Annotated in this window: 14 protein-coding genes; 3 read left to right on the top strand and 11 right to left on the bottom strand. The window is 67.9% G+C overall.

Annotated features, from left to right (window positions below; translation table 11 throughout):
- Nucleotides 1-5 precede the first annotated feature (5 nt).
- The 8 genes from AC5P60_RS20405 to AC5P60_RS20370 form a co-directional block, all read right to left on the bottom strand.
- Nucleotides 6-800 (bottom strand): thymidylate synthase, encoded by a 795-nt coding sequence (locus AC5P60_RS20405; protein WP_483693542.1) that lies wholly within the window; start codon nucleotides 798-800, stop codon nucleotides 6-8.
- Complete coding sequence (lgt, locus tag AC5P60_RS20400) at nucleotides 797-1,684, bottom strand: prolipoprotein diacylglyceryl transferase (protein WP_033834746.1); 888 nt, start codon at nucleotides 1,682-1,684, stop codon at nucleotides 797-799. The genes AC5P60_RS20405 and lgt overlap by 4 nt, the downstream gene beginning before the upstream one ends.
- Before the next feature lie 51 nt (nucleotides 1,685-1,735).
- Entirely contained in the window at nucleotides 1,736-2,230 is a 495-nt protein-coding gene (locus AC5P60_RS20395; RefSeq protein WP_032966445.1) for a TPM domain-containing protein, read from the bottom strand.
- The gene (locus AC5P60_RS20390; protein ID WP_495201815.1) at nucleotides 2,230-3,129 is read right to left on the bottom strand and encodes a TPM domain-containing protein; all 900 of its coding nucleotides are present in this window, start codon (nucleotides 3,127-3,129) and stop codon (nucleotides 2,230-2,232) included. Before AC5P60_RS20390 ends, AC5P60_RS20395 begins: the two co-directional genes overlap by 1 nt.
- Before the next feature lie 3 nt (nucleotides 3,130-3,132).
- Nucleotides 3,133-3,753 carry a LemA family protein gene (locus AC5P60_RS20385; protein ID WP_012479189.1) on the bottom strand — a complete coding sequence of 207 codons (621 nt, stop codon included), beginning with the start codon at nucleotides 3,751-3,753 and terminating at the stop codon, nucleotides 3,133-3,135.
- Between the two features lie 623 nt (nucleotides 3,754-4,376).
- A complete protein-coding gene (locus AC5P60_RS20380; protein WP_012479186.1) occupies nucleotides 4,377-5,537 on the bottom strand; it encodes an MFS transporter in 1,161 nt (386 codons plus the stop codon).
- A gap of 223 nt (nucleotides 5,538-5,760) precedes the next feature.
- Complete coding sequence (locus AC5P60_RS20375) at nucleotides 5,761-6,510, bottom strand: TerC family protein (RefSeq protein ID WP_005408127.1); 750 nt, start codon at nucleotides 6,508-6,510, stop codon at nucleotides 5,761-5,763.
- Between the two features lie 33 nt (nucleotides 6,511-6,543).
- A complete protein-coding gene (locus AC5P60_RS20370; protein WP_005408126.1) occupies nucleotides 6,544-6,939 on the bottom strand; it encodes a diacylglycerol kinase in 396 nt (131 codons plus the stop codon).
- A gap of 212 nt (nucleotides 6,940-7,151) precedes the next feature.
- Between AC5P60_RS20370 and AC5P60_RS20365 the strand changes: the two genes are divergently transcribed.
- Nucleotides 7,152-7,853 (top strand): SGNH/GDSL hydrolase family protein, encoded by a 702-nt coding sequence (locus AC5P60_RS20365; protein ID WP_049433205.1) that lies wholly within the window; start codon nucleotides 7,152-7,154, stop codon nucleotides 7,851-7,853.
- A gap of 132 nt (nucleotides 7,854-7,985) precedes the next feature.
- Here AC5P60_RS20365 and AC5P60_RS20360 read toward each other — a convergent pair whose 3' ends face one another.
- From AC5P60_RS20360 to AC5P60_RS20350, 3 genes are all read right to left on the bottom strand, one after another.
- Entirely contained in the window at nucleotides 7,986-9,257 is a 1,272-nt protein-coding gene (locus AC5P60_RS20360; protein ID WP_005408124.1) for a sensor histidine kinase, read from the bottom strand.
- 156 nt (nucleotides 9,258-9,413) lie between these two features.
- The gene (locus AC5P60_RS20355) at nucleotides 9,414-10,127 is read right to left on the bottom strand and encodes a response regulator transcription factor (RefSeq protein ID WP_002811889.1); all 714 of its coding nucleotides are present in this window, start codon (nucleotides 10,125-10,127) and stop codon (nucleotides 9,414-9,416) included.
- 87 nt (nucleotides 10,128-10,214) lie between these two features.
- The gene (locus AC5P60_RS20350; RefSeq protein ID WP_012479183.1) at nucleotides 10,215-10,859 is read right to left on the bottom strand and encodes an arylesterase; all 645 of its coding nucleotides are present in this window, start codon (nucleotides 10,857-10,859) and stop codon (nucleotides 10,215-10,217) included.
- 75 nt (nucleotides 10,860-10,934) lie between these two features.
- Between AC5P60_RS20350 and AC5P60_RS20345 the strand changes: the two genes are divergently transcribed.
- Nucleotides 10,935-11,582 (top strand): ABC transporter ATP-binding protein, encoded by a 648-nt coding sequence (locus AC5P60_RS20345; protein ID WP_005408121.1) that lies wholly within the window; start codon nucleotides 10,935-10,937, stop codon nucleotides 11,580-11,582.
- The gene (locus tag AC5P60_RS20340; protein ID WP_483693544.1) at nucleotides 11,579-14,095 is read left to right on the top strand and encodes an ABC transporter permease; all 2,517 of its coding nucleotides are present in this window, start codon (nucleotides 11,579-11,581) and stop codon (nucleotides 14,093-14,095) included. The genes AC5P60_RS20345 and AC5P60_RS20340 overlap by 4 nt, the downstream gene beginning before the upstream one ends.
- Nucleotides 14,096-14,323: the final 228 nt, after the last annotated feature.

The following is a 14,323-nucleotide window of genomic DNA, read 5'->3' as shown; positions in this document are numbered from 1 at the left end:
CGCGCTCATACCGCCACCGGCGCCTTGATGGCCGGGTGCGGATCGTAGCCGTCGATGCGGATGTCGTCGAACTGGAAGCCGAACAGGTCGCTCACCTCCGGGTTCAACCACAGCTTTGGCAGCGCGCGCGGTTCACGCGACAGCTGCTCGCGCGCCTGCTCGAAGTGGTTCGAATACAGGTGCGCGTCGCCCAGCGTATGCACGAAATCGCCCACGCCCAGGCCGGTGGCCTGCGCCACCATGTGGGTCAGCAGCGCGTAGCTGGCGATGTTGAACGGCACGCCGAGGAAGATGTCGCCGCTGCGCTGGTACAGCTGGCAGCTGAGCTTGCCGTCCACCACGTAGAACTGGAACAGGTTGTGGCACGGCATCAGCGCCATCTGCGAAAGCTCGCCCACGTTCCAGGCGCTGACCACCAGCCGCCGCGAATCGGGGTTGCGCTTGATCTCGTCGACCAGCCACTGCATCTGGTCGATCTCACGGCCATCGGCGGTGGCCCAGCTGCGCCACTGCTTGCCGTACACCGGGCCGAGATCGCCGTTCCCGTCGGCCCACTCGTCCCAGATGCGCACCTGGTTGTCCTTCAGGTAGCCGATGTTGGTGTCGCCTTTCAGGAACCACAGCAGCTCGTGGATGATCGAGCGCAGGTGCAGCTTCTTGGTGGTGACCAGCGGGAAACCTTCATTGAGGTCGAAGCGCATCTGCCAGCCGAACACGCTGCGGGTGCCGGTGCCGGTGCGATCACTCTTCTCGGCGCCGTGTTCGAGCACGTGCGCCAGCAGGTCCAGGTAGGGCTTCATGCCTTGCCCTCGGCAGCCACCGGCAACTGCGGCTGCAGCACCGGCGCGCGGCGCGACATCACCAGCAGCACCAGGCCGAAGGCGATCAGCGGCAGGCTGAGGATCTGGCCACGGGTCAGCCAGTCGAAGGCCACGTAGACGCCGTTGTCGGGCATGCGCACGAACTCCACCGCGAAGCGGAACAGGCCGTACATCAGCGCGAACAGGCCGCCGACCAGGTAACGGTGGCGCGGCTTGGCCGACACGGCCCACAGCACCACGAACATCACCAGGCCTTCCAGGAAGGCTTCATACAACTGCGACGGATGGCGCGCGAACTGGTTCAGCGCGCCGGTGGCGAACTGCGCCTGCAGGGTCGCGTGGTCCAGCTGGTTCAGCGGCGCCGGCAGGCCGGACGGGAACACCACGCCCCAGGTACCGTCGGTGTACTTGCCCCACAGCTCGGCACCGATGAAGTTGCCGATGCGGCCGAAGCCCAGGCCCAGCGGTACCAGCGGCGCCATGAAATCCATGGTGTCGAAGAAATGCAGCTTGTGCTTGCGCGACCACCACCAGCAGGCGCCCAGCACGCCCAGCAGGCCACCGTGGAAGCTCATGCCGCCGTCCCACACCTTGAACAGCAGCAGCGGGTTGTGCAGGAAATCGCCCAGCGCGTAGAACAGCATGTAGCCGATGCGCCCGCCCAGCACCACGCCAAGCATGGCGTAGAACAGCAGGTCGGAGAAACCATTGGCGTCGACGCCCGGCAGGCGGCCGGCGGCGATGCGCTTGCGTCCCAGCAGCCAGGCGGCGGTGAAGCCCAGCAGGTACATGATGCCGTACCAATGCACCTTGATCGGCCCCAGCGAGAGGGCGATGGGGTCGATGTCGTGGAAATAGATCATGGAAGGTGCCTTGCGGTTGAACGCCTATTCTCGGGCCAGTGCCGCCCCGGCTCAACCAAGGAGCTGGGGCGAGTTCGGCAACGCGTCATCGTTCGACCGGGTCGAGGCCGGAAAGTGCCCTTCGATCAGGCTGGAGACCTCGTCGATGGCATCCTGCAGCGCCTCCACCGGATGGGAGCCACGCAGGCCCTCGCGCAGGTGGGTGCAGACCCGCTGCCATTGTGCCGGGCTGACCCGGCCCTGCAGGCCACGGTCGGCGACGATCTCGATGGCGTGGTCGGCCAGCAGCAGGTAGATCAGCACACCGTTGTTGTGGGTGGTATCCCAGGTGCGCAGGCGCGCGAAGGCATGTTCGGCGGCCTGGCGCGGGGTGACCTTGTGCCACAGCGCGGCCAGCGGCAGGTCCGCTTCCACCGCGAACATCACCTGGCCGCCGTGGCGCTGCTCACCGGCTGCGATGGCCTCGGTGATCGCCTGCAGCGTGGCCGGCGGGAACGCGCGCCGTACCGACGGCGAAAATACATGACGACACAGTCGTTGGATCATCACCAGCCCCCCGAAGCACCACCACCGCCGGAGCGGCCACCGCCGCCGCCCCAACCGCCGCCGCCGAATCCACCGCCCCCGCCGAAGCCGCCTCCGCCGCCCCAGCCGCCACCGCCCCAGCCGCCACCGCCCCAGCCACCGCCACCGGCAAAGCGGCCCGGGTGACCGGAGAGCATGGCAACAATCAGGCCCACGACGCCAGCCAGGCCACTGGCGAGCAGCGTGGAGGTGAACAGGAATGCCGCCAGCGCCGCACCGGCACCACCGAGCAGGCCACGCAGCGGACGCGGCACGCGCGAGAAGATCCCGCGCAGGATGCTGCCGGCGAACACACCGATGAACAGCGCCAGGAACCAGGTATCGCCACCACCGCTGGGCTCGCGCCCGCGATGGCCGCTGACCGGTGCCGGCAGCGCTTCCCCGTCGATCAGCTTGACCAGCACCGCCGTGGCGTCGGTGATGCCACCGGCGTAGTCGCCGCTGCGGAAGCGCGGCACCAGGTATTCCTGGATGACCCGGTTGGCGATGGCATCGGGAATCGCACCTTCCAGGCCATAGCCCGGCTCGATGCGCACGCGCCGGTCGTCCTTGGCCACCACCAGCAGCACCCCGTCGTCCACGCCCTTGCGGCCGATCTGCCATTGGTCGAAGACCCGCGTGGTGTACTGCGCGATGTCTTCCGGCTGGGTCGTAGCTACCACCAGCACCTGCAGCTGGCTGCCCTTGCGCTGCTGAAGGTCCAGCGCCTGCTGTACCAGCGCCTGCTTCTGCGCGGTATCCAGCGTGCCGGTGGTGTCGACCACCGGCGAATCCAGCGCCGGAACCGGCGCCAGCTGCTGGGCGTGCGATGCCAGCGGCAGCCATAGCAGCAGGGCCAGGAGCGCAGTGGCCAGGCGCATGGGTCAGTGGCCCGGCTGCGGTGCCGGCTGCTGCTGCGGCGCGCTGCCGAAATCGACCGCCGGCGCGTTGGAGATCTGCGCTTCGTTTTCCACGGTGAAGTTCGGCTTGGTCTTGTAGCCGAAGATCTTGGCGGTGATTACCTGCGGGAACGAGCGGATGTAGGTGTTGTAATCCTGCACCTGCTGGATGTAGCGGCCGCGGGCGACGGTGATGCGGTTTTCAGTGCCTTCCAGCTGGGCCTGCAGGTCGCGGAAGTTCTGGTCCGACTTCAGCACCGGGTAGTTCTCGGTGACCACCAGCAGCCGCGACAGTGCGCTGCCGAGTTCACCCTGGGCCTGCTGGAACTGCTTGAGCGAGGCTTCGTCGTCGGCGTTGACGTTGATCTGGCCAACACGCGAGCGGGCGTTGGTGACTTCGGTCAGCACGCGCTCTTCCTGGCTGGCAAAGCCCTTCACGGTCTGCACCAGATTGGGCACCAGATCGGCGCGGCGCTTGTACTGGTTGAGCACTTCGGACCAGCTGGCCTTGACCGCTTCATCCTTCTGCTGGATGGCGTTGTAGCCGCAGCCGGACAGCAGGGAGGCCAGCAGCATCAGGGGCAGGACACGGGTGAACAGGCGCATGGCGGAGGTTCCGGGTGGACTGGGCACCGAGCATGCCACGGTTCGAGTGAAAGACCGGCCATCGGGCGCCGCCCCCTCCGCGGTGGTTGGCGAGGAAGCGTTATCGGGGTCGGCCGGGAGGGTGGGTTGGCTGGGGGGCGCTGCAAGTACGTCCATGTAAGCTCGATCGCGCTTGCTCGTGTGCGCTGTCCTGCGCACACGGCAAGACCGGGGTTGGGCATCCTGCCCAACCCGCCCGTGGCATGCCTCGGGCCCATGGCGCTCACGCCCCCAGCCAACCCACCCTCCCGGCCACGGACAATTTCCTGGGCACCGCGGGGAGATCAAAAGAAAAATCAAAAGCAAAACGCGGTTCTTCAGGCATTCGTGTCGACCAAGGTCGACACCTACCGGAGCGGAACGCCGTTCCGGCAGACCGCGGGAAATTGTCGAAGGCGGGGTGGGTCCGGTGGCGGGGGTGTCTGATCTGGCCGCATGGATGCGGCTGCCAAGCCTCCAGGGACGGATTCACGGCGTCCCCCGCCACCGGACCCACCCCGCCACCCCACGGATAACCAGCTTTTGACGTTGACGTTGATTGCAGCGGGTGCAGGGCTGCAAGCCCTGCCGGAAACCCTCTCCCCTCAGCAGGCTTCAGCCACCGCAGTGCGGGGACGCCCCAGCCACGCCAGCAGCAGGCCCGATGCCGCCAGCAGGCCACCGGCCACCGGAATCGCCGCGTAACCCAAACCCGAGCTGATCACCGCGCCCCCCAGCGCGGCACCCACCGCGTTGCCGAGGTTGAACGCACCCACGTTGATCGACGACGCCAGGCCCGGCGCCTCGCTCGCCGCCTGCATCACCCGGATCTGCAGCGGCGGCACGATGGCGAAGGTCGCCGCGCCGAACAGCAGCACGCCCAGCGCCGCAGTGGCGTGGTGCATGAAGGCCAGCGGCAGCACGAACATCAGCACGGCCAGGACCGCCAGCAGGATGCGGGTCGCGCCATCAAGCGACCAGTCGGCCATGCGCCCACCGATGCCATTGCCAAACGTGAAGCCGATACCGATCAGGGCCAGCGACATCGCGATGAAGGTGTTGGAGGCGCCGGTCAGTTCGGTCAGCACCGGCGCCACGTAGGTGTACAGAGTGAACATCGCACCCGCGCCGAGCACCGTGGTGCCCATCGCCAGCAGTACCTGCGGCTGCAGGATCGCCTTCAGTTCGCGGCGCACGTCCGGGCGCGGCCCCGGTGCAGATGCCGGCAGCGCGAAGCCGAGCGCGGTGATCGCAATCAGGCCCAACACTGCAGTACCGGCGAAGGACAGGCGCCAGCCCAGTTGCTGGCCCACCCAGGTCGCCAGCGGCACGCCGCCGATATTGGCGATGGTCAGGCCCATGAACATGGTGGCCACGGCGGCGGCCTGCTTGTCCTTCGGCACCAGGCTGGCGGCAACCACCGCACCGATGCCGAAGAAGGCACCGTGGTTGAGGCTGGTGACCAGGCGCGACAGCAACAGCAGGCCGTAGTTCGGGGCCAGTGCCGAGAGCAGGTTGCCGACCACGAAGATCGACATCAGCAGCATCAGCGCGGTGCGCTTGCCGAAGCGGCCCATCAGCAGGGTCATCACCGGTGCGCCCAGCATCACGCCCACGGCGTAAGCGGTGATCAGCATGCCGGCAGTGGGAATGCCCACACCCACGCCGTCGGCGATGACCGGCAACAGGCCCATCGGCGCAAACTCGGTGGTTCCGATGGCGAAGGCGCCGACGGCAAGCGCCAGCAAGGCGGCTCTGGAATTCATGGGGGGTCCTGGGGGAGGGATTCGGGAGTGCGTAGCCTGCGCGCTTTGCTGTGCCGGATTAAGCCTCGCCCCGGGAAAACACTGTTGATTCTGGTTCACAAGTGAGGCACGGAAACCCGCTGCAAGTGCAAAAACCGCAGCGCCGTAGCAGAGCCGTGCCCCCCACAAACGCAGAACCCCCGGCCGGGCCGGGGGTTCTGAGGGACTTACATGCCAGAGGCGCTTACCAGTTGCCGGCGCCCGGCACGTTGTGCTCGCGCGCGCGACGGCGCATCAGCAGGTTCAGCCATTCCACCAGCACCGAGAAGCCCATCGCGGCGTAGATGTAGGGCTTGGGCACGTGCACGTCCAGGCCGTCCAGGATCAGCACCGCACCGATCATCAGGATGAAGGCCAGCGCCAGCATCTTCACGGTCGGGTTGGCGTCGATGAAGCGGCCCAGCGGGTTGGCGGCCAGCAGCATCACCAACACCGACAGCAGGATGGCGGCGACCATGACCGGGATGTGGTCGGCGATGCCAACCGCGGTGATCACCGAGTCCAGCGAGAACACGATGTCGATCACCGCGATCTGCGCGATCACGTAGCCGAACACGGCCGAGGCCTTGGTGGTGCTCGGATCTTCATCCTCGCCGCCGCTGATCAGTTCCTTGATCTCCATGCAGCCCTTGATGATCAGGAACAGGCCACCGACGATCAGCACCAGGTCACGGATGGAGATGCCCATGCCGGCCACCGTGAACAGGTTGGCCGCCATGTGCGCCAGATACGCCAGCGACACCAGCAGACCGATACGGGTGATGCAGGCCACGGCGATACCGAGCTTGCGTGCGAACGGGCGACGTTCTTCCGGCAGCTTGCTGACCGCGATGGAAATGAATACCAGGTTGTCGATGCCGAGCACGATTTCCAGCGCGCTGAGCGTGAACAGGGTTACCCAGGCATTGGGGTCGGCGAGGAACTCAAAGGACATGGAATCTCTTCAAGGCAGTGGGGGAATGGGGTTTCAGCCGTAGCTGCCGGCCAGCGCGTGCGGAACCACGACCAGGGCCCAGCACAACAGCACGTTCATCATCAGCACGAACACCGCCGCCGAGCCCATGTCCTTGGCGCGGCCAGCCAACTCGTGGATTTCGCTGCCGTAACGTTCGATCACCGCCTCGATCGCCGAGTTGGCCAGTTCCATCGCCAGCACCAGCAGCATCGAACCGATCATCAGCGCACGCTCGACCGGCGTCTGCCCCAGCCAGACCGCGACAGGCGCCAGCAGGATCAGCAGGTAGACCTCCAGCCGGAACGACGATTCGTGCAGCCAGGCGGCGCGCAGGCCCTGCCAGGACCAGCGGGCGGCCTGGAAGATGCGGCGCGGGCCGCGCGGCAGATGGCCGAACTGATCAGCCACGGGTGGAACATCCAGCAACAGGGGCGCGGCGCAGCGACCGCTCAGACGCACGGCAGGGAATCATGGGTGCACAGGAATAGGCAGATGGCCGCCATTTTGCCACAAGGCCGCCAGCCGCATCCCGGCACCGGCCCGGTGAATGGACTGCCAGGGGCAAGCCCCGGCCCGCCCCAGCTTCTATGATGACGTTCCCTTCCCTGCTGGAGCGCCTGATGTCCCGTCGCCGTACCTGCCTGCTGATGCTGGGCCTGCTGACCGCCGCACCGCTGGCCCAGGCCCTGGGCCCGACCACGTCGCCCCGGGTACCCGAACAGGTCTCCAACGTGGCCTGGGCCGGCGACATGGCCCGGTTCGCCAGCGCCGACCAGGCCAACCCGCCGCCCCGCGGTGGCATCGAATTCATCGGCAGCTCCTCCATCCGCTTCTGGGAGAACCTGGCCACCGACTTCCCCGGCCAGCCTGTATTCAACCGCGGTTTCGGCGGCTCGGAAGTGCGTGACAGCACCTGGTATGCCGGCCAGATCGTGGTGCCGTATGCGCCGTGCAAGGTGTTCTTCTACGCCGGTGACAACGACCTCAACAGCGGCCGCACCCCGACCCAGGTGCGCGACGACGTGGTCGCCTTCGTGCAGCGCGTGCATCGCGACCTGCCGAAGACCAAGGTCGAGTACCTGTCGATCAAGCCGAGCCCGTCGCGGGCGCACCTGCTGCCGGCGATCAACGAGGCCAACACGCTGATCAAGGCCGCGCTGGCCAAGCTGCCCAACACCGGCTTCACCGATATCTACACACCGATGCTGGGCGCGGATGGCCAGCCGGATGCGAAGCTGTTCCGCGAAGACATGCTGCACATGACCCCGGCCGGGTATGCGATCTGGACCAGGGCGCTGGCGCCGAAGGTCAACTGCAACTGAGGCGGACGTGCGCCGGAGCGCGCCACGCACGCGCTCCGGTAGATGCCAACCTTGGTTGGCATGGGACACCGGCGTGAATCCTGCTGAAAGCGCCGACCAAGGTCGGCAACTACCAAGGCAGCAGGCGCCCGGTCAGCGGAACACCACCGTCGCTTCGGTGCCCTGGCCCGGCTCGCTGGCCAGGCTGACCTTCCAGCCGAAGCGATCACACAGCCTGCGTACGATCGACAGGCCCAGGCCGGTACCCTGCGGCCGGCTGGGTTCGGCGCGATAGAACGGCTCGAACGCCCGTGACAGCGCTTCGGGGGACATGCCGATGCCGGTATCGTGCACCACCACCCGATCGTTGTGCACATGCACGTCGATGCGCCCCTCGTCGGTGTAGCTGCATGCATTGCGCACCAGGTTGCTGACCACCACCTGCAGCACCCGCGGCGGCGCATGCAGCTGCACCGGGCCATCGCTGTGCAGGTGCACCGACACCGGGCGAGCCCCCAGCAGTTCGTTGGCGTTGTCCACTTCATAGCGGACGATGTCGTTGACGTCGAACAGCTCGATCTGCGGTTCGACGTCTGCCTCGCGGGCCAGGATCAGGAACGCATCGATCACCGCTTCCATGTCGCGGCCAGCCCGCTGGATGCGCTGCAGGCTGCGGCGCAGGCGCGGCTGCAGGCTTTCATCACCCAGTGCCATGTCGCTGGCAACGCGGATGACGGTCAGCGGCGTGCGCAGTTCATGGCTGGCATCGCGGGTGAAGTTGCGCTCGCGAGCCACGTGCGCGCTGACCCGGTTGGCCAGCGAGTGCAACGCGGCCGCCAGCTGCCGGGTCTCGCCCTGCATGTCCGCCGGCAGCTTGTTGGGCTCCAGGTCGGCCGCTTCCGGATGCCCCGGGTCCCAGCGCGAGACGCGTCGAGCCAGCCAGTTCACCGGCGACACCAGGCGCTTGGACGCGCGGTAGGTCACCCAGCTGGCGCCATACACCGCCAGCAGGGTCAGCAGCACCGGCACGATGCCGAACCAGAACGCCAGCATCTCTGCGCGCGAGCGCAGGAACACCAGGTACAGGCGGCCAGCCGGGCGCACATCAACCAGCACCAGCTGGTCGTCCTTGGGCAGTTCGTGGAAGCCGGGCTCCAGATTGCGCAGGTTGGCCGGCAACGACAGTGCCGACTGCCCGCTTTCCAGCAGGTAGCCGCGGATGTTCTGGGTATTGGGCGGTGGCTGCACCGGGGACGCTTCGTGCAGCGTCCAGTAGTACGCCGCCTCCTCGCGCAGGGCAGCGCCCACTAGGCTGTGCTTGATCACCAGCGAGACCAGCCACGCACCCAGCAGGATACCCAGGCTGGCCAGCACTGCCTGCAGGATGAAGGCGATACGGATCTTGCGCGGCAGGCCGTGCGGCATTGCGGAGTCCCGGTCAGAGCGCTGCGATTATAGGCAGCGCGCCACGCCGTGCGGGTGCATGGGCGATGACCGGCGGCAACGCCGGCCGGTCATGCCCTGCCCTCGTACGTGGCCACAACCCGGCCGGGCCTGCTGCTGCACCGGCGGGTATCCTGCTCAGGCCATCGGCTGGGCGATGTCGGCAATGCGGTAGCCGGCACTCTGCACGGTGTGCAGCAGCGGACGGTCGAACGGCTTGTCGATGATCTTGCGCAGGTTGTACAGGTGGCTGCGCAGGGTGTCCGAATCCGGCAGGCCATTGCCCCAGATCTCGCGCTCGATCTCCTGGCGGGTGACCACGCGCGGCGATTCGCGCATCAGGATGGTCAGCAGGCGCAGGCCGATCGGCGAAAGCTGCAGCTCGGTGCCGGCACGGGTCGCACGCATGCTGACCGGATCGAGCACCAGGTCGGCCACCTTCAGCACTTCCGAACCGACCTGGCGACGTTCGCGACGGATCAGCGCGCGCAGGCGGGCTTCCAGCTCCTGGATCGCGAACGGCTTGGTCAGGTAGTCATCGGCACCGAAACCCAGGCCGGTGAGCTTGTCGTCCAGCGTGTCGCGTGCCGTGAGCATCAGCACCGGGGTGGACTTGCGCGCATCATTGCGCAGGCGACGGCACACTTCGATGCCATCCAGGCGCGGCAACATCAAGTCGAGCACCACGACGTCATAGCTGTTCTCCGCCGCAAGGCGGTAGCCATCCAGGCCGTCCTGTGCATAGTCGACTTCGAAGCCGCGACCTTCCAGGTATTCCCCGATCATCTCGGAGATGTTGCGGTTGTCTTCGACCACCAGCACCAAGCCGGAGGTCTCCTTCGTCTGACGCATGTGATTCCCTCTAACTTCAGCTTTGTGAAACATGCCGGATCGACGGTGGACGCGATGTGAAGTTCCGTCAAGAGGTAAACAAACGGTTCAGAGCAGCGGCCTCAGCAGCGGCCAGACGTTGTCCAGCACCTTTGGCTGCGCCTGTGCGGTCGGGTGCAGGCCGTCGGCCTGCATCATGCCCGGCTGCAGGGCCACCCCCTCCAGCAGGAAGGGCAGCAGCGGCACCTTGTACTGCGTGGCCAGCGCCCTGTAGGCCGCCGCCAGGCGCTGGCGATAGGCCGGCCCGTAGTTGGGCGGCACGTCAATGCCCAGCAGCAGCACCTTCGCGCCGGCCTTCTGGCTGGCCTGCACCATCTTTCCCAGGTTGCCCTGCACCTGCGCCGGGGTCAGCCCGCGCAGTGCGTCGTTGCCGCCAAGGGCGATCACTACCACGGTCGGCTTTTCCTTCGCCAGCAGGGCCGGCAGGCGGGTCAGCGCGCCGGCGGTGGTCTCGCCGCTCATGCTGGCGTTGACGATGCGCGCCGGAGTTTTCGACTGCTGCCTGACCCGCTGCTGCAGCAGGCTGACCCAGCCGGCGTCGGCAGGGATATTGTGGGCAGCACTGAGGCTGTCGCCGAGCACCAGCACGGTGCCGGCCGGACCTTTGGCACAGGCCAGCCCCGGCAACAGCAGGAACCCTAGCAGCAGCACCATCATCGCGCCGGCTCGCCGGCTCCATCCCGTCTTGCGCATTGGAGTCTCCTCATCGACAGCCTGTCCCCCAGCAGCGCGCCCGTCGCCATCGCCGTCGACCAGGTCGGCAAGTCCGTGCAGGGCCCGGAGGGTGAAGTCCACATACTGGACAACATCACCCTGACGGTCCATGAAGGCACCAGCGTGGCCATCGTCGGCGCCTCCGGTTCCGGCAAGACCACCCTGCTCGGCCTGCTGGCCGGGCTGGACCTGCCCAGTCGCGGCCGCATCGCGCTGGCTGGCCAGGACCTGTCGGCGCTGGACGAGGAGGCCCGCGCCCAGCTGCGCGCGCGTGAGGTCGGCTTCGTGTTCCAGAGTTTCCACCTGCTGCCGGCGCTGACCGCCGCCGAGAATGTCGCGCTGCCGCTGGAACTGGCCGGGCGCGAAGACCGGGCGCGGGTCGATGAAGTGCTGGCCCAGGTCGGGCTGGCCCATCGCGCCCGCCACTATCCGCGCCAGTTGTCGGGCGGCGAGCAGCAACGCGTGGCATTGGCACGTGCGTTCGTCACCCGCCCGCGCATCCTGTTCGCCGACGAACCGACCGGCTCGCTGGACCACGCCACCGGCCAGCACATCAGCGACCTGCTGTTCGAACTCAACGCCGGCAGCGGCACCACCCTGGTGCTGGTCACCCACGACCTGCGCCTGGCCCAGCGTTGCCAGTACATCCACCGCATCGACGACGGCCGCCTGCTGCCGGTCGAGCGCGGGGCGCAGGCATGAACCTGCTGCGGCACGCGTGGCGCGCACTGCGCCGCGAGGCGCTGGCCGGCGACCTGCTGACCGTGTTCGCCGCACTGGTGCTGGGCGTGGCGGTGATGACCGCGGTCGGCACGCTGGTGAACCGGGTCAACCTGGCACTGACCGGCAGCGCGGCGGAGATGCTCGGCGGCGACCTCGGCATCGCCGGGCGCGATGACCCGCCGCAGGCATTCGTCGACGAGGCGCAGCGGCGTGGACTGGCCTTCACCCGCATCGCCAGCTTCGGCAGCGTGCTGTTCAACGGTGATGCCAGCCAGATGGCCAGCATCAAGGCGGTGCAGGCGGGCTATCCGCTGCGTGGCACGCTGCGGGTGCGCAGCACGCCCGGTGGCGCGCTGATCGCCAACGCCGGCACGCCGCCCAAGGGCCAGGCCTATGCCGACCCGCGCCTGTTGCAGGGACTGGGACTGAAGGCCGGCGACGATCTCGAGTTCGGCGCTGGCACGCTGCGCATCGCCGGCATCATCGAGGCCGAACCGGATACCGGTGGCGACCTGCTGACGCTCTCCCCCACCCTGCTGGTCAACCGCGCCGATGTGGAAGGCACGGGCCTGCTCGGTCCGGGCAGCCGCATCAACTACCGGCTGATGTTTGCAGGACCGGCAGGACAGGTCGCGTCCCTGCGCGAGTGGCTGCTGCCACAGGTGAAAGGCCTTCGCCTGCTTAGCGTGGACGACACCCAGCGCGGCGTGCGCCAGGCCTTTGATCTGGCCGGGCGCTTCCTCGGCCTGAGCGCGCTGCTGGCGGTATTGCTGGCCGGCGTGGCGACCGCGCTGGCGGCCAACCGTTTTGCCCTGCGCCGCATCGACCAGGTGGCGATCCTGCGCTGCCTGGGCGCGCGCCAGCGCGACATCCTGCTTGGCCTGGCGCTGCAGCTGCTGATGCTGGCGGTGCCGGCCTGTGCGCTCGGCATCGGCCTGGGCATGGCCGCGCAGGAAGGCCTGGTGCAGGTGCTGGGCAGCCTGGTGCCGCAGCGCTTGCCGCTGCCCGAGGCAATGCCGGCGCTGACCGGCGCCGGCATCGGCCTGTTGTTGCTGTTCGGCTTCGGCCTGCCGCCGCTGCTGCGCCTACGCGGGGTGCCGCCGATGCGCGTGCTCAACCGCTCCTTCGCCGCCCTGCCCCCGGCCTCGCTGCTGGCCTACGTAGCAGCGCTGGCGGCGAGCCTGCTGCTGGCGGTGCAGGTGACCGGTGATCTCAAGCTGGCGCTATGGGTGCTGGGCGGCCTGGCCGCGTTGGCGGTGGCGGCCGGCGTGGTCGGCTTCGTGCTGCTGCAGCTGCTGCGCGGCCTGCAGCACCGCCTGCACGGCCACTGGCGGCTGGGCCTGGCGGCGCTGACCCGGCGCCGGATGCTGGCGGTGATGCAGCTGGTAGGGCTGTCGCTGTCGCTGTGCGCGCTGTTGCTGCTGGCGGTGACCGGCCCCGGCCTACTGCAGCAATGGCGCGAACGCCTGCCCGCGGATACGCCGAACTACTTCCTGATCAACATCCAGCCCGAACAGCGCGACAGCGTGCTGGCCGCGCTGCGTGGACTGGGCGCCAACGACGCCAGCATCGAACCGATGGCCACCGGCCGCCTGATCGCGATCAACGGCAAGCCGCCGTTGCGCGTGGATCGCGAGCCCGGTCAGGACGGACAAGCGGCACAGGGCGAAGGTCAGCGCGATGATGACGACGAGAACCGGCCGTTGAACTTCAGCTGGCGCAGCTGCTTCCCGCCGGCCAATACGCTGATGAACGGCACCTTCTGGACGCCCGACAGCACGGCGCTGGAGGCGTCGGTTGAAATCGGCTGGGCCAAGCGCTACGGCGTGTATCCGGGCGACCGCATCACCATTGCAGTAGGCGAGCAGGAGCGCGAGTTCACCGTGACCAGTGTGCGCAAGGCCGACTGGAACACCTTCCGGCCGAACTTCTTCGTGCTGCTGAACCCGAACGCGGTGGGCGATACACCGCACAACCTGCTGTCGGCATTCCACCTGCCGGCCGGCAAGGCAGCCGGACTGGGCGAGCTGGTGCGCGCGCAGCCCAACCTGTCGCTGCTGGACGTGGACGCGGTGATCTCGCAGGTGCGCGATGTGATGGAACGGGTGGCACAGGCGGTGCAGCTGGTGATGGTGTTCAGCCTGCTGGCCGGCGTGCTGGTGCTGCTGGCCGCGCTGCAGGCCACGGCGGGCGAGCGTCGCTACGACAGCGCTGTGCTGCGCACGCTGGGCGCGACCCGGCGCCAGCTGCGCGGTGCGGTGCTGGTGGAGTTCGGCGCACTGGGCACGCTGGCCGCGTTGCTCGCGGTGGGCGCGGCAGCCGCCATCGGCGTGGCAGTCTCGCAGAAGGTGTTCGAGCTGCCATTGCTGCCGCCGTGGCCGGGCCTGCTGATCGGCGGCGTGGTCGGCATCGGGCTGAGCCTGCTGGCAGGCTGGTGGGGTACGCGGGCGATCCTGCATACGCCACCGGCATTGGCGCTGCGCGAGGCCTGAGGCGGCGCCGGACCGGGGCGCGTGCCGAGCAAGCTCGGCACCTACCAAGAGCACATGACGGCGTTGCCAGTGTTCAAGGAACAAGCACATCCACGCATGGCGTGGATCTTATCTCTTGCCAATCTGGCACCTTGGGTGCCGAGAGCCCGGCGTGGGCGACCGTGTGGATCCAGGTCTTGCGACCGAGAAGTAGCTTGGGTCCCCACGCCGGATTCTCCCTGAACCGCC

Source organism: Stenotrophomonas sp. YJH_SMC_120 (assembly GCF_059368675.1).
The sequence above is the reverse complement of the archived record's forward strand: the minus strand, read 5'-3'. Positions and strand labels throughout refer to the sequence as shown.

Excerpts from the sequence above, each read along its gene's own strand:
- lgt (WP_033834746.1), bottom strand. The coding sequence starts at position 1,684 with ATGATCTATTTCCACGACATCGACCCCATCGCCCTCTCGCTGGGGCCG.
- AC5P60_RS20340 (WP_483693544.1), top strand. The coding sequence starts at position 11,579 with ATGAACCTGCTGCGGCACGCGTGGCGCGCACTGCGCCGCGAGGCGCTG.
- AC5P60_RS20365 (WP_049433205.1), top strand. The coding sequence starts at position 7,152 with ATGTCCCGTCGCCGTACCTGCCTGCTGATGCTGGGCCTGCTGACCGCC.
- AC5P60_RS20375 (WP_005408127.1), bottom strand. The coding sequence starts at position 6,510 with ATGTCCTTTGAGTTCCTCGCCGACCCCAATGCCTGGGTAACCCTGTTC.
- AC5P60_RS20385 (WP_012479189.1), bottom strand. The coding sequence starts at position 3,753 with ATGCGCCTGTTCACCCGTGTCCTGCCCCTGATGCTGCTGGCCTCCCTG.
- AC5P60_RS20350 (WP_012479183.1), bottom strand. The coding sequence starts at position 10,859 with ATGCGCAAGACGGGATGGAGCCGGCGAGCCGGCGCGATGATGGTGCTG.
- AC5P60_RS20360 (WP_005408124.1), bottom strand. The coding sequence starts at position 9,257 with ATGCCGCACGGCCTGCCGCGCAAGATCCGTATCGCCTTCATCCTGCAG.
- AC5P60_RS20405 (WP_483693542.1), bottom strand. The coding sequence starts at position 800 with ATGAAGCCCTACCTGGACCTGCTGGCGCACGTGCTCGAACACGGCGCC.
- AC5P60_RS20390 (WP_495201815.1), bottom strand. The coding sequence starts at position 3,129 with ATGCGCCTGGCCACTGCGCTCCTGGCCCTGCTGCTATGGCTGCCGCTG.
- AC5P60_RS20355 (WP_002811889.1), bottom strand. The coding sequence starts at position 10,127 with ATGCGTCAGACGAAGGAGACCTCCGGCTTGGTGCTGGTGGTCGAAGAC.
- AC5P60_RS20380 (WP_012479186.1), bottom strand. The coding sequence starts at position 5,537 with ATGAATTCCAGAGCCGCCTTGCTGGCGCTTGCCGTCGGCGCCTTCGCC.
- AC5P60_RS20395 (WP_032966445.1), bottom strand. The coding sequence starts at position 2,230 with ATGATCCAACGACTGTGTCGTCATGTATTTTCGCCGTCGGTACGGCGC.